Origin of the sequence: Sphingomonas sp. JUb134, from assembly GCF_004341505.2 — a bacterium.
Lineage (GTDB): Bacteria > Pseudomonadota > Alphaproteobacteria > Sphingomonadales > Sphingomonadaceae > Sphingomonas.
In genome coordinates this window covers 2,443,122-2,459,826 of sequence record NZ_SLYP02000001.1, presented here as the reverse complement: position 1 = coordinate 2,459,826, position 16,705 = coordinate 2,443,122, and the positions used below count along the sequence as shown (strand labels likewise).

Sequence of the window (16,705 nt, the reverse complement as noted above, 5' to 3'; positions counted from 1 at the left end):
AATTGCGAGCGATTCTCAAGGGGTTTGCGCCTTGATGCCTCCGGGTCATGCGCCTAGAAGCCCCTCAGCATTCCGCAACCGCGAGATGACCTTGGTCGACCTATCGCAATATCTGCCGATCCTGATTTTCCTTGGGATCGCGCTTCTCCTGTCCGGTGCCTTCGTGGCGCTGCCGATCCTCGTTTCGCGCCTCACCGGCGCGGACAAGCCCAATGCCGAGAAGCTCTCGGAATATGAGTGCGGTTTCCCCGCGTTCGAGGACTCGCGCAGTCAGTACGACGTCCGCTTTTATCTGGTGGCGATCCTCTTCATCGTCTTCGATCTGGAGGCGGCGTTCCTATATCCCTGGGCAGTGTCGGTGTTCGACCTCGGTTGGACGGCATGGATCTCCATGATGATCTTCATCGGCGAACTGGCGCTGGGCCTCGTGTACGCGTGGAAGATGGGAGCGTTGGATTGGGAGTAGAACTGAACCCGTCGCCTGCCGCTTTCGGTGAGCAGAACGCCCTGGCCCCCGGCGCGCACGTCGCGCCGGACCAGCGCTTCTTCGACGACCTGAACGGCGAGCTGACCGACAAGGGTTTCCTTGTCACCTCGACCGAAGACCTGTTCCATTGGGCACGCACCGGCAGCTTGTGGTGGATGACCTTTGGCCTCGCATGCTGCGCGGTCGAAATGATCCACGTCAACATGCCGCGCTATGACATGGAGCGCTTCGGCGCGGCTCCGCGCGCATCCCCGCGCCAGTCGGACGTGATGATCGTCGCGGGCACCTTGTGCAACAAGATGGCCCCGGCGCTGCGCCGCGTGTACGACCAGATGTCGGAGCCGAAGTACGTGATCTCGATGGGATCGTGCGCCAACGGCGGCGGCTATTACCACTATAGCTACAGCGTCGTGCGCGGCTGCGATCGCGTGGTGCCCGTGGACATCTACGTCCCTGGCTGCCCGCCGACCGCAGAGGCGCTGCTCTACGGCGTCATGCAGCTGCAGCGGAAGATCCGCCGTTCGGGGAGCATCGAACGGTGAGGGCGCCCGCACCTGCCTATGCCGCCAACGACGGCGTCATCGAGACGGCGACCGCGGCCCTGGGCGCGGCGCTGCTCGAGGCGCAGGATCTCGTCGGCGAAGTGACGCTGCTGGTCGAGCGCGACCAGCTCGTGCCGGCGATGATCGCGCTGCGCGACACGTCGGGCCTCGAATATCAGCAGCTGATGGAAATCGCCGGCGTCGACTATCCCTCGCGCGTCGAGCGGTTCGACGTCTGCTACCACCTGCTCTCGGTCACCCGGAACCACCGCCTCCGCGTGCGCGTGCGCACCGACGAGGTGCAGCCGGTGCCGTCGGTGACGGGCATCTGGCCCGTCGCGGGCTGGCTCGAGCGCGAAGTGTTCGACATGTACGGCGTGATCTTCGGGGGCAACCTCGACCTGCGCCGCATCCTGACGGACTATGGCTTCCGCGGCCACCCGCAGCGCAAGGACTTCCCGCTCTCCGGCTTCGCCGAGGTGCGTTATTCCGAAGCCGCCAAGCGCGTGGTCTATGAGCCGGTGCAGCTGGCGCAGGACTTCCGCAGCTTCGACTTCATGAGCCCGTGGGAAGGCGCCGAATACGTCCTTCCGGGTGACGAGAAGGCGGCACCTGCGGGCGAGCACAAGGCGGCGCTGCCGCAGGCCAAGGGGGCGCCCTCGCCGGTGACGGCCGAGCAGGTGCGCCGCGCCGACGACGACAAGAAGGATTCGCCGCCGAACGCGCCGGAGGCGAAGGTCACCGACTCTCCCGCGCAGACCGGCGTCGGCAAGTCCGATCCGGGCAACAAGCCGGAGGAAAAGCCCAAGGATCCGGATGTGATTCCGTCCAAGGGCGAAGGGCAGAACCAGTAATGGCTGAGTATCTCGACCAGCTCGACCATCGCGCCGACGATCATACGTCGACCGGCGATGTCGAGATCCAGAACTACACGATCAACTTCGGGCCCCAGCACCCGGCCGCGCACGGCGTGCTGCGTCTCGTGATGGAGCTCGACGGCGAGATCGTCGAGCGGGTCGACCCGCACGTCGGCCTGCTGCATCGCGGGACTGAAAAGTTCATCGAGCACAAGACCTATCTGCAGTCGATCCCGTACTTCGACCGGCTCGATTACTGCTCGCCGATGTGCATGGAGCACAGCTATGTGCTCGCGATCGAGAAGCTGCTCGACCTCGAGGTGCCGCTGCGTGCGCAGTACCTCCGCGTGTTCTTCGCGGAGCTGACCCGCATCAAGAACCACATGCTGAACCTCGGTTCGCACATCATGGACGTGGGCGCGATGACGCCCAACCTGTGGCTGTTCGAGCTGCGCGAAGACTGCATGAACTTCTATGAGCGTGCCTCGGGCGCGCGCATGCATGCGAACTATTTCCGCCCCGGCGGCGTGCGCCAGGACGTGCCGCTGAAGCTCCTGACCGACATCGCCGAGTGGCTAGACACCCGCCTGCCGCGCCTTTTCGAGGATGCGATCAGCCTGGTGGCTGAAAACCGCATCTTCAAGCAGCGCAACGTCGACATCGCGATCGTCAGCCGCGAAGACGCCCTCAAGTGGGGCTTCTCGGGTCCGATGATCCGCGCCGCGGGCCTGCCGTGGGATCTGCGCAAGTCGCAGCCCTATGACGTCTACGGTCGCATGAACTTCGACGTGCCGGTCGGCACGCGGGGCGACTGCTACGACCGGTTCATGGTCCGCGTGGAAGAGGTGCGCCAATCGGCGCGCATCATGAAGCAGTGCCTGGCCGAAATGCCGGAAGGCCCGACGCTCAGCCTCGACCGTAAGGTCGCGCCGCCGAAGCGTGGCGAGATGAAGCGCTCGATGGAAGCGCTCATCCACCACTTCAAATATTTCACCGAGGGCTTCCACGTGCCCGCCGGCGAAGTCTATGTCGCGACCGAGAGCCCCAAGGGCGAGTTCGGCGTGTATCTGGTCTCCGACGGCACCAACAAGCCGTACCGGTGCAAGATCCGCCCGACCGCGTTCAGCCACCTCCAGGCGATGGACTTCATGTCGAAGGGGCACATGCTCGCCGACACGACCGCCATCCTGGGCGCGATGGACATTGTTTTTGGTGAATGTGACCGCTGATGGCTGACGCACCCCATATCCCGGACGAGGCAGAGACCCGCGCACGCTGGGGCAGTTTCGCGTGGAACGAGAAGAACGCTGAAAAGGCGCGCGAGATCCTGTCGCGCTATCCGGCGGGCCGCGAGCAGTCGGCCTCGATCCCGTTCCTCGACCTGGCGCAGCGCCAGGTCGGCGAGGAGACGAACACCCGGGGCTGGCTGCCGGTCCCGGTGATCGAGTTCGTCGCGCGCGAGATCGGCGTCGCCTATATCCGCGTGTTCGAGGTCGCGACCTTCTACACCATGTTCAACCTGGCGCCCGTCGGCCGCTACCATGTGCAGGTCTGCGGCACGACGCCGTGCATGCTGCGCGGGTCGGACGACGTGCTCGCGGCCTGCAAGAACCGCGGCCTCGCCAAGGGCAAGACCACGCCGGACGGCCTGTTCACGCTGACCGAGGTCGAGTGCCTGGGCACCTGCGCCAACGCGCCGATGGTCCAGATCAACGACGATAACTTCGAAGATCTCGACTACGACAAGACCGTCGCGATCCTGGACGCGCTGGCCCGGGGTGAGACCCCGAAGCCCGGTCCGCAGATCGAGCGTCAGGCGAGCGCGCCGGAAGGCGGGCCGACCTCGCTCCAGGCGATGGTGACTGAGAACCACGACTATCGCGGCGAATGGGGTTCGGCGGCGTGAAGGCGCTGGGATCCCTGATCCTGGCGATCCTCGTCGGGTTCGTGGCGCTCTGGGTGCTGTTGCAGCTGTTCGTGGGGGCGCTGAAGCTGATCGGCGTCCTGATCGCGATCGGCGTGGCGGTTGTGGCCTATTTGCTGGCCGAAAAGCTTATCGGGAAGGGGCGCTGACCGTGCTCGCGGACAAGGACCGTATCTTCACCAACGTCTACGGCTTCCAGCCGTGGAACCTGGACGCAGCGATCAAGCGCGGCGACTGGGACAACACCAAGGCGCTGCTCCAGCTCGGCCCGGATGTGATCATCGATCGCATCAAGGCGTCGGGCCTGCGCGGGCGCGGGGGCGCAGGCTTCCCGACCGGCATGAAGTGGAGCTTCATGCCCAAGAACCCGACGCCGGAACGGCCGAGCTTCCTGGTCATCAACGCCGACGAGTCCGAGCCCGGCTCGTGCAAGGACCGCGAGATCATCCGCCACGATCCGCACAAGCTGATCGAGGGCGCGCTGGTCGCGGGCTTCGCGATGCGCGCGCGCGCCGCCTACATCTACATCCGCGGCGAATATATCCGTGAGGCAGAGACGCTGTTCGCAGCCGTGGCCGAGGCGTACGCCCGCGGCCTGGTCGGCAAGAACGCCTGCGGCTCGGGCTATGACTTCGACGTCTTCGTGCACCGCGGCGCCGGCGCCTACATCTGCGGCGAAGAGACCGCGATGCTGGAAAGTCTGGAAGGCAAGAAGGGCCAGCCGCGCCTGAAGCCGCCGTTCCCGGCAGGGGCCGGTCTCTATGGCTGCCCGACCACGGTCAACAACGTGGAGTCGATCGCGGTCGCGCCGACGATCCTGCGGCGCGGTCCCGAGTGGTTCTCCAGCTTCGGCAACGAGAACAACAAGGGCACCAAGCTCTTCCAGATCAGCGGCCATGTGAACCGTCCGTGCGTGGTGGAGGAGGCGATGTCGATCTCCTTCCGCGAACTGATCGAGACGCATTGCGGCGGCATCCGCGGCGGGTGGGACAATCTGCTCGCGGTGATCCCGGGCGGCTCGTCCGTGCCGCTGGTGCCGGCGGCGCAGATCATGGACGCGCCGATGGACTTCGATGGCCTGAAGGCGCTCGGCTCGGGCCTCGGCACCGCGGCGATCATCGTCATGGACAAGTCCACCGACATCGTCCGCGCGATCAGCCGCCTGTCGTACTTCTACAAGCACGAGAGCTGCGGCCAGTGCACGCCCTGCCGTGAGGGCACGGGCTGGATGTGGCGCGTGATGGAGCGGCTACGCACCGGCGACGCCGACATTTCCGAGATCGACACGCTGCAACAGGTCACCAAGCAGGTCGAAGGCCATACCATCTGCGCGCTCGGCGACGCGGCGGCATGGCCGATCCAGGGCTTGATCCGACACTTCCGCCCCGAAATCGAACGCCGCATCCTCGAGAAGCGCGGCGGCGGGCTGGAACCGATGATGGAAGCTGCCGAGTAATGCCGAAGCTCAAAGTAGACGGGATCGAAGTAGAGGTCCCCCAGGGCGCCACGGTGCTCCAGGCGTGCGAGATCGCGGGCAAGGAAATCCCGCGCTTCTGCTACCACGAACGCCTGTCGATCGCCGGCAACTGCCGCATGTGCCTCGTCGAGGTGAAGCCCGGGCCGCCCAAGCCGCAGGCGTCGTGTGCGCTTCCGGCCGCCGACGGCCAGGAAGTCCGCACCGACAGCGCAATGGTGAAGGCCGCGCGCGAAGGCGTGATGGAGTTCCTGCTCATCAACCATCCGCTCGACTGCCCGATCTGCGATCAGGGTGGCGAGTGCGACCTGCAGGACCAGTCGGTCGCCTATGGCCGCGGCATTTCTCGCTATGACGAGAACAAGCGCGCCGTGACCGAGAAGTACATGGGGCCCATCGTCAAAACGGTGATGACCCGCTGCATCCAGTGCACGCGCTGCGTCCGCTTTGCGGAGGAAGTCGCGGGCGTGGAGGAAATCGGCGCGATCTATCGCGGCGAGGACATGCAGATCACCTCCTACCTCGAACGCGCGGTGTCGAGCGAGCTCTCGGGCAACGTCGTCGACCTGTGCCCGGTCGGCGCGCTGACCTCGAAGCCCTATGCGTTCGAGGCGCGTCCCTGGGAGCTCAAGAAGACGCTCGCCATCGACGTGATGGACGCGGTTGGCACCAACATCCGGCTCGACAGCCGCGGTCGCCAGGTGCTGCGCGCGCTGCCGCGCATCAACGAGGACGTCAACGAGGAGTGGGCGCACGACAAGACCCGTCACGCGGTGGACGGTCTCGTGCGCAAGCGGCTCGACCGCCCGTACGTGCGCCGCGACGGCAAGCTGGTCGCGGTCGAGTGGGACGAGGCGTTCGATGCGATCGCCGCCGTCAACGCCGGCTCCAGCGTCGCCGCGATCGCGGGCGACCTGCTCGATTGCGAGACCATGTTCGCCGCCAAGGCGCTGGTCCGCAACCTGGGCTCGTCGCTGATCGAGGGCCGCCAGACCGGCATGGCCTATGACGTCTCCAACCTCGGCGCGGTGGCGTTCAACACCACCATCGCCGGTGTCGAGCAGGCGGACGCCATCCTGCTGGTCGGCACCGACCTCCGCCATGAGGCGCCGCTGGTGAACACCCGCGTGCGCAAGGCGATCAAGCGTGGCGCGCGCGTGTTCGCGATCGGGCCGGAGACGGACCTGACCTACAAGGTCGAGTGGCTGGGCGAGGACCTGTCGCTGCTGGGCGGTCTTCCCGACCGCGCCGCAGAGGCGCTGGACGCGGCCGAGCGGCCGATGGTCATCGTCGGCCCGGGCGCGCTCAAGAACGGTCATGCGGCGGCGCTCAAGCTCGCCACCGACGGCAATCTGGTTCGCGATGGCTGGAACGGCTTCAACGTCGTCCACACCGCGGCGGCACGCATGGGCGGGCTGATGCTCGGCTTCGCGCAGCCGGGTGGCATCGCCGATATCGTCGCCGCCAATCCGAAGCTCGTGTTCTTCCTGGGCGCGGACGAGGTGGACTTCTCGGCCTTCGCAGGCAGCTTCAAGGTCTACATCGGCCACCACGGCGACAAGGGCGCGCACCATGCGGACGTGATCCTGCCGGGTGCCAGCTACGCCGAAAAGGCAGGCACCTATGTGAACCTGGAAGGGCGCGTGCAGCGTGGCGACGCGGCGGTGTTCGCACCGGGCGACGCGCGCGAGGATTGGACGATCCTGCGCGCGCTGTCGGATCGGCTGGGCGCGACCCTGCCGTTCGACACGTTCCAGGCGCTGCGCGCGGCGATGTTCGCCGAAGTGCCAGCGCTCGCCACCGAGGGTCTGGTCCGCTACGACTGGAACCCGCCGGTGCTGGACGCGCGTGCCGAAGGCAGCGTCACCTATCCGATCGCCGACTTCTATCTCACCAACGCCATCTGCCGCGCGAGCCCGACAATGCAGCGCTGCTCGGCTGAACTGGTCCATGGCCAGGATTTCGCGGAGGCCGCGGAGTGACTTCGTTCTTTCAGAATACCGTAGGGCTTCCCTACGATTGGGCGTGGTTCGTCGGCACGGTCGTCTCGATCCTGCTGATCGCGCTGCCGCTGATGCTGGCCGTCGCCATGATCATCTACGCCGATCGCAAGATCTGGGCGGCGATGGCGCTGCGTCGCGGCCCCAATGTCGTCGGCCCGTTCGGCCTGCTGCAGAGCTTCGCCGACGGCCTGAAGGTGTTCCTCCAGGAAACCATCATCCCGACCAGCGCGAACAAGGGCCTGTTCCTGCTCGCGCCGATCATCACCTTCACGGTGGCGCTGATCGTGTGGGCGGTGGTGCCGTTCCAGGAGGGCGTGGTCCTCTCGAACATCAACGTCGGCCTGCTCTACGTGCTCGCGGCCTCGTCGCTTGGCGTCTACGGCATCATCATCGCGGGCTGGGCGTCCAACTCGAAGTACCCCTTCTACTCGGCGCTTCGCGGCGCCGCGCAGATGGTGTCGTACGAAGTCGCGATCGGCTTCGTGCTGATCGCGGTCGTGCTCTGGGCCGGGTCGTTCAACCTCTCGACCATCGTGACGGAGCAGAAGGGCCACATCTTCGGCTTCATCAACGGCTTCGGCTTCAACCCGCTGCTGTTCCCGATGGCCGTCGTGTTCCTGATCTCGTCCATGGCCGAGACCCAGCGCGCACCGTTCGACTTGACCGAGGCGGAGTCCGAGCTCGTCGCCGGCTACCAGACGGAATACAGCTCGATGGCGTTCGCGCTGTTCTGGCTGGGTGAGTATGCCAACGTCCTCCTGATGTGCGCGCTCAACGCGACGCTGTTCTGGGGTGGCTGGCTGCCGCCGGTCGATTGGGCGCCGCTCTACATGGTGCCGGGCATCATCTGGCTGTTCGCCAAGATCCTGTTCTTCTTCTTCGTGTTCAGCTGGGTTCGCGCGACGGTGCCGCGGTACCGTTACGACCAGCTGATGCGGCTTGGCTGGAAGATCTTCCTGCCGCTGTCGCTGTTGTTCGTGTTCATGGTGTCGGGGTATCTCATGCTCGACCGCGTTGGAGTGCCCGCATGAGCGTCGCACAGGTAATCCGATCGTTCACGCTGTGGGAGTTCATCAAGGCCCACGCACTGACCTTGCGCTATTTCTTCAAGCCCAAGGCGACGATCAACTATCCGTACGAGAAGAACCCGCTCTCGCCCCGCTTCCGCGGTGAGCATGCGCTGCGTCGCTATCCCAATGGCGAAGAGCGCTGCATCGCGTGCAAGCTGTGCGAGGCGGTGTGCCCGGCGCTGGCGATCACGATCGAGGCCGAACCGCGCGAGGACGGCAGCCGCCGCACCACGCGCTACGACATCGACATGACCAAGTGCATCTACTGCGGTCTCTGCCAGGAGGCATGCCCGGTGGACGCCGTCGTCGAGGGGCCCAACTTCGAGTTCGCGACCGAGACGCGCGAGGAGCTGATCTACCACAAGGACAAGCTGCTCGCGAACGGGGACCGCTGGGAACGCGCCATCGCCGCGAACCTTGCGAGCGACGCGCCGTACCGGTAATGCGCGCGACTTCGAAATTCATGCCGTTCGGGCCGAGCCAGTCGAGGCCCTGCGCTGCTTCCTCAAGAAGTGAACCGGCCTCGCGCAGCGCGCGGGGCGAACGGAGGGCAGGGGGCCCAACGCGTCCGTGATCCATACACTCGCCTTTTATCTCTTCGCCGCGGTGGTGATCGTGTCGGCGGCGCTGACGATCACGTCGCGCAACCCGGTCCACGCCGTCCTCTGGCTGATCCTCGCGTTCTTCAACGCGGCCGGCCTGATGGTGCTCGTCGGTGCCGAGTTCATCGCGATGCTGCTCGTCATCGTCTATGTGGGCGCGGTCGCCGTGCTGTTCCTGTTCGTGGTCATGATGCTCGACATCGACTTCGCGGAGCTGCGCGCGGGCTTCGTCCGCTACCTGCCGCTGGGCCTGGTGCTCGCGGTGGCGCTGGTGGCCGAGATCCTGATCGCGGTCGGCGCCTGGTCGGCGGGCCGGATCGAGCTCGGCCGGCGCATCGCGCCGATCGACGGCGCGCTCCCGAACATCGAGGCGATCGGTCACCTGCTCTACACGCGCTACCTCTACGTCTTCGAAGGCGCAGGGCTGGTGCTGCTGGTCGCCATGATCGGCGCGATCGTGCTCACGCACCGCAACCGCACCGACAGCCATCGCCAGAACGTCAGCCGCCAGGTCAACCGTCGTTCCAAGGACGCGACCCGCAACGTCAATCAGCCCGTCGGGCAGGGAGTGGAGCTGTGATCGGTCTGATCCATTATCTGGTCGTGGGGGCGATCCTGTTCACGCTCGGCGTGCTCGGCATCTTCCTCAACCGGAAGAACCTGATTGTGCTGCTGATGGCGATCGAGCTGATCCTGCTCAGCGTGAACATCAACTTCGTGGCCTTCTCCTCCTACCTGGGCGACCTGGTGGGGCAGGTGTTCGCGATGTTCGTGCTCACCGTGGCCGCCGGCGAAGCCGCCATCGGCCTGGCGATCCTGGTGATCTATTTCCGTGGCCGCGGCTCGATCTCGGTCGACGACGTCAACCGGATGAAGGGGTGATCATTCGGTGATCCAGCTTATCGTTCTCCTGCCGCTCCTGGCCGCCGCGATCGCGGGCCTGAGCAACCGTGCGTTCGGCACCGCATTTCCCAAGATCGTGACGACGGGCGCGCTGTTCGCCTCGTGCGCCATGTCCTGGCCGATCTTCATCGGCTTCATGACCGGCACGCAGGTGGCGCATGTCGAGCCGCTGTTCACCTGGATCGTGTCCGGGGACATGGACATCGCCTGGGCGCTGCGCGTCGATGCGATGACGGCCGTGATGCTGGTGGTGATCACCAGCGTGTCCGCGCTCGTCCACCTCTATAGCTGGGGCTATATGAGCGAGGACCCGTCGCAGCCGCGCTTCTTCGCCTATCTGTCGCTGTTCACCTTCGCGATGCTGATGCTCGTGACGGCGAACAACCTGGTGCAGATGTTCTTCGGCTGGGAAGGCGTGGGTCTCGCGTCCTACCTGCTGATCGGCTTCTGGTACTATAAGCCCAGCGCCAATGCCGCCGCGATCAAGGCGTTCGTGGTCAACCGCGTCGGCGATCTCGGCTTCATGCTCGGCATCTTCGGCACCTTCCTGGTGTTCGGCACCGTCTCGATCCCGGAGATCCTGGCGGCGGCACCGGGCATGGCCGGCTCGACGATCGGCTTCCTGGGCGCGCGCTTCGATACGATGACCGTGCTCTGCCTGCTGCTGTTCGTCGGCGCGATGGGCAAGTCGGCGCAGCTCGGCCTCCACACCTGGCTGCCGGACGCGATGGAAGGCCCGACCCCGGTGTCGGCGCTGATCCACGCGGCGACCATGGTTACCGCGGGCGTCTTCATGGTGTGCCGCCTGTCGCCGATGTTCGAGGTGAGCCCGACGGCGCTCACCGTCGTCACCGTCGTCGGCGCCGCGACCTGCCTGTTCGCCGCGACGATCGGCCTGGTGCAGACCGACATCAAGCGCGTGATCGCCTATTCGACCTGCTCGCAGCTCGGCTACATGTTCTTCGCGGCCGGCGTCGGCGCCTATGGCGCGGCGATGTTCCACCTGTTCACCCACGCCTTCTTCAAGGCGCTGCTGTTCCTGGGTGCGGGCTCGGTGATCCACGCGATGCACCACGAACAGGACATGCGCTTCTACGGTGGCCTGCGAAAGTCGATCCCGCTCACCTTCTGGGCGATGATGGCGGGCACGCTCGCGATCACCGGCGTCGGCATCTACGGCGTGGGCGGCTTTGCGGGCTACCACTCGAAGGACGCGATCCTCGAGGCGGCGTTCGCGGCCGGCGGCACCGGTACGCTGGCGTTCTATGTCGGCACCTTCGCCGCGCTGCTGACCAGCTTCTATTCGTGGCGCCTGATCTTCCTGACCTTCTTCGGCACGCCGCGCTGGGCCGCGTCGGAGCACATCCAGCATGCGCTCCACGACGCCGACGGCCATGGCCATGACGCGCACGGTCACGACGACCACGCCCATGCCCATGCCGCTGCGGACTCGCACGGCCAGGAAGTGCACGCGGATGCCGAGGACGCAGGCCGTGCGCATTCGACCCACGCGGCGCATGCGGACCAGATCCCGGCCGGCACGGGCGGCTATCACCCGCACGAAAGCCCGCTGCCGATGCTGGTGCCGCTGATCGTGCTGACGGTGGGCGCGGTGGCCGCAGGCTTCGTGTTCAACCCGTGGTTCATCGGGGCAGAGGAGGGCGCGCACTTCTGGGGCGGCAGCCTGTTCTTCAACGAACACCTGATGCACGCGATGCACGAGGTGCCGATGCTGGTGAAGCTCGCGGCGACGATCGTCATGATCCTCGGCTTCGTGGCGGCGCTGGTCACCTATGTGCTCAAGCCCGGAACGTCGCGCCGCACGGCAACCGCCCTGCGTCCGCTGCACCAGTTCCTGCTGCGCAAGTGGTACTTCGACGAGCTGTACAACCTGATCTTCGTCCGCCCGGCGTTCGCGCTCGGCCGCTTCTTCTGGAAGCGCGGCGACGAGGGCACCATCGACCGGTTCGGGCCCAACGGCTCGGCCGCGGTGGTGGCACTGGGCAGCCGCGTCGCGGTCAAGATGCAGACCGGCTATCTCTACACCTATGCCTTCGTCATGCTGATCGGCCTGACGGCGGCGGTCACCTGGGCGATCGCGTCGTGATCGGCGGCGCGAGCGCACCGGCCGTGCGCGGCACCGGGATGGCCGAACAAGCAATGGGGGGTCCGGCAATGGCCGGCTATGTAACGATCCTGGTTCGGGGGTTCGCGAAGTGATGGAGTTCCCGATCCTGTCGGTGATGCTGGCGGTCCCCGCGATCGCGGCTATCGCCTGCCTGTTCGTCAAGGCGGAGGCGGCGCGCTGGGTCGCGCTCCTCGCCACGCTGATCGATTTCGCGCTGGGCATCCTGCTGTGGGCGTCATTCGACGTCGGCGGTGCTCAGTGGCAGTTCGTCGAAGGCCCGATCAACGTCGGCGGCTTCAACTGGGCGCTCGGCATCGACGGCATCTCGCTGCTGCTGATCATGCTCAGCGTCTTCCTGATGCCGATCTGCATCGGCGCCAGCTGGAAGTCGGTCACGGATCGCGTGCCGGAATACATGGCCGCCTTCTGCCTTACCGAAGTGCTGATGATCGGCACCTTCGCGGCGCAGGACCTGCTGCTGTTCTACATCTTCTTCGAAGGTGGCCTGATCCCGATGTACCTGATCATCGGCATCTGGGGCGGCGCGAACCGCATCTACGCGTCGTACAAGTTCTTCCTCTACACGCTGCTCGGCTCGGTGCTGATGCTGATCGCGATGATCTACATCCGCTCGACTGCCGGCACGACCGACATCCCGACGCTGATGGCGTACGACTTCCCGCCGCAGGTGCAGACCTGGCTGTGGCTGGCGTTCTTCGCATCGTTCGCGGTCAAGATGCCGATGTGGCCGGTCCACACCTGGCTTCCCGACGCGCACGTGCAGGCGCCGACCGCGGGCTCGGTCATCCTGGCGGGCGTGCTGCTGAAGCTCGGCGGCTACGGCTTCCTGCGCTTCTCGCTGCCGATGTTCCCGGATGCCTCGGGCGATCTCGCCTGGCTCATCTTCCTGCTCTCGGCCGTGGCGGTGGTCTACACCTCGCTCGTCGCGCTGGTGCAGTCGGACATGAAGAAGCTGATCGCCTATTCATCGGTCGCGCACATGGCGATCGTGACCATCGGCCTTTTCGCCTTCAACCGGCAGGGCATCGAAGGCGCGATGATCATGATGCTCAGCCACGGCCTGGTGTCGGGCGCGCTGTTCCTGTGCGTGGGCGTCATCTACGACCGCCTGCACACCCGTGAGATCGCCCGCTACGGCGGTCTGGCGGAGAACATGCCGCGCTACGCCGTGTTCTTCCTGTTCTTCACCATGGCGTCGATCGGCCTGCCGGGGACCAGCGGCTTCGTCGCCGAGTTCCTCAGCCTCGCCGGCCTCTACCAGGTGTCGACCTGGGCGGCGCTGATCTGCACCACCAGCATCATCCTGGGCGCTGCCTACATGCTCTACCTCTATCGTCGGGTCGCCTATGGCCCGCTCGACAAGGAAGACGTGCGGGCGATGCCGGACCTGTCGGTGCGCGAGATCGCGCTGCTGGCACCGGTCGCGGCCGTGGCGCTCTGGATGGGTGTCTATCCGGAAAGCTTCATGGCGCCGATGCGCAACGACGTCACCACGCTGCTGGCCCGCATCGAACGTGCGACCCCGGCCAGCGATTCCCGACCCACCCCCGGCAACCCCGAAGCGGCTGCGGCCGCGGCGGCTGAGCACGGCGGCGAAGCGGCGCACGGCGCCCCTGCACACTCCGAGGCGCACTGATGAGCTACGCATCCCAACTCGCGACCACCCTGCCGGAGCTCGTGCTCGCGGCCGGCGCGATCGTGCTGATGCTCGTCGCCGCCTGGGGCGGGCAGCGCTCGACCCGCGCGGTCAGCATCGCCTCCGTCTTCGTCCTGGTGGGCGCGGGCATCGCGCTCATCGGCCCGGCCTCGTCGGGTGCGACCGCATTCGGCGGCATGTACCGTGCCGACGCCTTCGCGGCGTACGCGAAGGTGCTGATCTACGCCGCCTCGGCGATCGCGATCATGGTGGCCCCGCGCTTCTTCGCGCAGACGGCCGGCGATAACCTGAAGCCGGAATATCCGATCCTCATCCTGCTCTCGTGCACCGGCATGGGCATGATGGTGTCGGCGGGCGACATGCTGCTGCTCTACGTCGGCCTCGAGCTGCAGAGCCTTGCCGCCTACGTCCTCGCCAGCTTCATGCGCCGCGACACGCGCTCGGCCGAAGCGGGCCTGAAGTACTTCGTCCTCGGCGCGCTCGCCTCGGGCATCCTGCTCTACGGCATCAGCCTGGTGTACGGCTTCAGCGGCACGACCCTGTTCGTCGACATCGCCCAGGCCTATGCCGGCGACCTCGGCGGCGATCGTTCGCTCGGCCTGCTCTTTGGCCTGGTGTTCGTGTTCGCGGGCATCGCGTTCAAGATGTCGGCCGTGCCGTTCCACATGTGGACGCCGGACGTGTACGAGGGCGCACCGACCCCGGTCACCGCCTTCTTCGCCTCGGCGCCCAAGGTGGCGGCGATCGGCCTGGGCATGCGTGTCGCGGTCGAGGCGATGGGCCCGGCGACCGCCGACTGGCGCCAGATCGTGATCTTCGCGTCGCTCGCGTCGATCGTGCTCGGTGCGGTCGCGGCGATCGGCCAGACCAACATCAAGCGCCTGCTCGCCTATTCGTCGATCAACAACGTCGGCTTCGCGCTCGTCGGCCTCGCTGCCGGCACGCCGGAGGGCGTCGCCTCGGTGCTGTTCTACATGGCGATCTACATCGTCATGACGCTCGGCTCCTTCCTGGTGGTGCTGCAGATGCGCGATGTCGCGGGTCGCCCGATCGAGACGATCGCGGGCTTCGCCGGCCTGTCGCGCTCGCATCCGGGCCTCGCCGCTGCGCTCGCGATCATGATGTTCTCGCTCGCAGGCATCCCGCCGCTGCTCGGCTTCAATGCCAAGCTGGAGGTGTTCAACGCCGCAGTTCAGGCCGACCTGTTCGTGCTGGCGGTGGTCGCGGTGATCGGCTCGGTGCCGGGCGCCTATTACTACCTGCGTATCGTCAAGACGCTCTACTTCGACGCACCGGCAGAGGGCGTTGCCGTTCGCACCGATCGCTTCGAGGGCGGCCTGCTCGCGGCGACCGCCGTGTTCATCTCGCCGGTGGGCTGGTTCCTGCTCGCCCCGCTCGGCGCCTGGACCATGACGGCGGCACGGTCGCTGTTCTGACGACCATCCGCGTCGTTGCGGAGACCGGCTCCACCAACGCCGACCTTTTGGCGTTGGCTGGGGCCGGTCTCGCATCCGAAGGTCTGTGGCTGCGCGCCGAGCGCCAGACCGCCGGCCGCGGCCGCCTCGGCCGCGCCTGGGTCTCGCCCCCCGGCAACTGCTACGCCAGCACCGCCGTGTGCCTGCGCCCCACCGATCCGCCCGCATCCACGCTCGCCTTCGTGGCAGCCGTCGCGCTGGACGAGGCGGTGCGCGTCTATCTTCCGCAAGCGGCGGGGCTCGCACTCAAATGGCCCAACGACCTGCTGGTCGACGGCGCCAAGCTCTCCGGCATGTTGCTGGAGCGGGCAGAGGACACGGTCGTGATCGGCATCGGCGTCAACCTCGCCCACCATCCCGACCTCGCCGACCGCGCCACCACCAGCCTCGCCGCGCATGGCGTCCAGGTCGCCCCCGACGCCTTCCTGGAGACGCTGGCGGAAGGCTTCGCGCGCTGGCTCGGCCGCTGGCGTGGGGAGGGGCTCGCCCCCATCCGCCAGCGCTGGCTCGACCGCGCCCACCCGCTCAGCACCGCACTCACCGCGCGCCTGCCCGACGGCGGCAGCGTCACCGGGCTGTTCGACGGGCTTGATTCCGACGGGGCGTTGCTGCTGCGCTTGGCCGATGGCACGCGCCATGTCATGCACGCAGGCGACGTGCTGCTGGCCTGACGCCCGCGCGCCCGCCACGAACCAAAGGGTAGAAGCCGCCATGCTGCTCGCGATCGACGCCGGCAACACCAACATCGTGTTCGCGCTGATGGAAGGCGAGACCATCCATGCGCGCTGGCGCATCGCGACCGATCCCCGGCGGACCGCCGACGAGTATGCCGTGTGGCTGAGCCAGCTGCTCGCCCTCGAAGGACACCAGCGCTCCGACGTGGACGGGGTGATGATCGGCACCGTCGTCCCGCGCGCGCTCCACAACCTCCAGGTGCTCGCCCGCAAATATTTCGGCACGGAGCCGGTGATCGCCGGCAGCGCCGCCGCCCCCTGGGGCTTCCCGCTCGACGTGGACGAGCCGCAGAACCTGGGCGCGGACCGCGCGCTCAACGTCATCGCCGCCCATGCCGAGCATCCCGGCGACCTGATTGTGATCGACTTCGGCACCGCCACCACCTTCGACGTGGTCGACTTCCGCGGTGCCTACAAGGGCGGCATCATCGCCCCCGGCATCAACCTCTCGCTCGACGCGCTGGTGACCGCGGCCGCCAAGCTGCCCCGCATCGCGATCGAGGCACCCGCGGACTCCACCGTGATCGGCCGCAACACCGTCAGCCAGATGCACATCGGCATCTATTGGGGCTATGTCGCGATGATCGAGGGGCTGGTCGCCCGGCTGAAGCAGGAGATCGGCCGCCCGGTGAAGGTCATCGCGACCGGCGGCCTCGCCATCCTGTTCGAGCAGCGCACGGCGGTGTTCGACGTGGTGGAGGCGGACCTCACCTTGCGAGGGCTGGCGATGCTGTGGGCAAGAACCCATATAGCCGCCAACGCCTGAAGAGATTTTGCAAAGTGGCACCGGCACGGCCGGGCCCCTCGTCGCGGGATGGCGGCGAGTTA

The 16,705-nt window shown here is 66.7% G+C and carries 17 protein-coding genes; all 17 read left to right on the top strand.

Annotated elements, in window-relative coordinates:
- Nucleotides 1-91 precede the first annotated feature (91 nt).
- The 17 genes from ndhC to EDF69_RS11250 all read left to right on the top strand — a co-directional run bounded on the left by ndhC (nucleotide 92) and on the right by EDF69_RS11250 (nucleotide 16,643).
- Nucleotides 92-466: an NADH-quinone oxidoreductase subunit A gene (gene ndhC / locus EDF69_RS11330; protein ID WP_125960149.1), complete on the top strand. Its 375-nt coding sequence runs from the start codon at nucleotides 92-94 to the stop codon at nucleotides 464-466.
- Nucleotides 467-468: 2 nt separating this feature from the next.
- Nucleotides 469-1,029, top strand: a complete 561-nt coding sequence (locus EDF69_RS11325) for a NuoB/complex I 20 kDa subunit family protein (protein WP_317893264.1) — start codon at nucleotides 469-471, stop codon at nucleotides 1,027-1,029.
- Nucleotides 1,026-1,883, top strand: coding sequence for an NADH-quinone oxidoreductase subunit C (locus EDF69_RS11320; protein ID WP_132881995.1), 858 nt, complete (start codon nucleotides 1,026-1,028; stop codon nucleotides 1,881-1,883). The genes EDF69_RS11325 and EDF69_RS11320 overlap by 4 nt, the downstream gene beginning before the upstream one ends.
- Entirely contained in the window at nucleotides 1,883-3,115 is a 1,233-nt protein-coding gene (locus EDF69_RS11315; protein ID WP_132881996.1) for an NADH-quinone oxidoreductase subunit D, read from the top strand. The genes EDF69_RS11320 and EDF69_RS11315 overlap by 1 nt, the downstream gene beginning before the upstream one ends.
- Nucleotides 3,115-3,792: a complex I 24 kDa subunit family protein gene (locus EDF69_RS11310; RefSeq protein WP_132881997.1), complete on the top strand. Its 678-nt coding sequence runs from the start codon at nucleotides 3,115-3,117 to the stop codon at nucleotides 3,790-3,792. The genes EDF69_RS11315 and EDF69_RS11310 overlap by 1 nt, the downstream gene beginning before the upstream one ends.
- Nucleotides 3,789-3,959: a hypothetical protein gene (locus EDF69_RS11305; RefSeq protein WP_165284517.1), complete on the top strand. Its 171-nt coding sequence runs from the start codon at nucleotides 3,789-3,791 to the stop codon at nucleotides 3,957-3,959. The genes EDF69_RS11310 and EDF69_RS11305 overlap by 4 nt, the downstream gene beginning before the upstream one ends.
- Before the next feature lie 2 nt (nucleotides 3,960-3,961).
- On the top strand, nucleotides 3,962-5,266 hold the full coding sequence (nuoF, locus tag EDF69_RS11300; RefSeq protein ID WP_125960043.1) for an NADH-quinone oxidoreductase subunit NuoF: 1,305 nt from the start codon (nucleotides 3,962-3,964) through the stop codon (nucleotides 5,264-5,266).
- The gene (nuoG, locus tag EDF69_RS11295) at nucleotides 5,266-7,266 is read left to right on the top strand and encodes an NADH-quinone oxidoreductase subunit NuoG (protein WP_132881998.1); all 2,001 of its coding nucleotides are present in this window, start codon (nucleotides 5,266-5,268) and stop codon (nucleotides 7,264-7,266) included. Before nuoF ends, nuoG begins: the two co-directional genes overlap by 1 nt.
- Nucleotides 7,263-8,318 carry an NADH-quinone oxidoreductase subunit NuoH gene (gene nuoH, locus EDF69_RS11290; protein WP_125960041.1) on the top strand — a complete coding sequence of 352 codons (1,056 nt, stop codon included), beginning with the start codon at nucleotides 7,263-7,265 and terminating at the stop codon, nucleotides 8,316-8,318. Before nuoG ends, nuoH begins: the two co-directional genes overlap by 4 nt.
- Nucleotides 8,315-8,800, top strand: coding sequence for an NADH-quinone oxidoreductase subunit NuoI (gene nuoI, locus EDF69_RS11285; RefSeq protein WP_125960040.1), 486 nt, complete (start codon nucleotides 8,315-8,317; stop codon nucleotides 8,798-8,800). Before nuoH ends, nuoI begins: the two co-directional genes overlap by 4 nt.
- Nucleotides 8,801-8,927: 127 nt before the next feature.
- The gene (locus tag EDF69_RS11280) at nucleotides 8,928-9,539 is read left to right on the top strand and encodes an NADH-quinone oxidoreductase subunit J (RefSeq protein ID WP_125960039.1); all 612 of its coding nucleotides are present in this window, start codon (nucleotides 8,928-8,930) and stop codon (nucleotides 9,537-9,539) included.
- Nucleotides 9,536-9,841, top strand: coding sequence for an NADH-quinone oxidoreductase subunit NuoK (gene nuoK / locus EDF69_RS11275; protein ID WP_125960038.1), 306 nt, complete (start codon nucleotides 9,536-9,538; stop codon nucleotides 9,839-9,841). The genes EDF69_RS11280 and nuoK overlap by 4 nt, the downstream gene beginning before the upstream one ends.
- A 7-nt stretch (nucleotides 9,842-9,848) precedes the next feature.
- Nucleotides 9,849-11,969: an NADH-quinone oxidoreductase subunit L gene (nuoL, locus tag EDF69_RS11270; protein ID WP_132881999.1), complete on the top strand. Its 2,121-nt coding sequence runs from the start codon at nucleotides 9,849-9,851 to the stop codon at nucleotides 11,967-11,969.
- A 109-nt stretch (nucleotides 11,970-12,078) separates the two neighbouring features.
- Complete coding sequence (locus tag EDF69_RS11265) at nucleotides 12,079-13,647, top strand: NADH-quinone oxidoreductase subunit M (protein ID WP_132882000.1); 1,569 nt, start codon at nucleotides 12,079-12,081, stop codon at nucleotides 13,645-13,647.
- Entirely contained in the window at nucleotides 13,647-15,104 is a 1,458-nt protein-coding gene (gene nuoN / locus EDF69_RS11260) for an NADH-quinone oxidoreductase subunit NuoN (protein WP_132882001.1), read from the top strand. The genes EDF69_RS11265 and nuoN overlap by 1 nt, the downstream gene beginning before the upstream one ends.
- Nucleotides 15,101-15,814, top strand: coding sequence for a biotin--[acetyl-CoA-carboxylase] ligase (locus tag EDF69_RS11255; RefSeq protein WP_274611257.1), 714 nt, complete (start codon nucleotides 15,101-15,103; stop codon nucleotides 15,812-15,814). Before nuoN ends, EDF69_RS11255 begins: the two co-directional genes overlap by 4 nt.
- Nucleotides 15,815-15,854: 40 nt before the next feature.
- On the top strand, nucleotides 15,855-16,643 hold the full coding sequence (locus EDF69_RS11250) for a type III pantothenate kinase (RefSeq protein ID WP_132882002.1): 789 nt from the start codon (nucleotides 15,855-15,857) through the stop codon (nucleotides 16,641-16,643).
- Nucleotides 16,644-16,705: the final 62 nt, after the last annotated feature.

What these genes read in the sequence shown, in the direction of transcription:
- EDF69_RS11315 (WP_132881996.1), top strand. Translation starts at nt 1,883, where the DNA reads ATGGCTGAGTATCTCGACCAGCTCGACCATCGCGCCGACGATCATACG.
- EDF69_RS11250 (WP_132882002.1), top strand. Translation starts at nt 15,855, where the DNA reads ATGCTGCTCGCGATCGACGCCGGCAACACCAACATCGTGTTCGCGCTG.
- nuoN (WP_132882001.1), top strand. Translation starts at nt 13,647, where the DNA reads ATGAGCTACGCATCCCAACTCGCGACCACCCTGCCGGAGCTCGTGCTC.
- EDF69_RS11310 (WP_132881997.1), top strand. Translation starts at nt 3,115, where the DNA reads ATGGCTGACGCACCCCATATCCCGGACGAGGCAGAGACCCGCGCACGC.
- nuoI (WP_125960040.1), top strand. Translation starts at nt 8,315, where the DNA reads ATGAGCGTCGCACAGGTAATCCGATCGTTCACGCTGTGGGAGTTCATC.
- nuoG (WP_132881998.1), top strand. Translation starts at nt 5,266, where the DNA reads ATGCCGAAGCTCAAAGTAGACGGGATCGAAGTAGAGGTCCCCCAGGGC.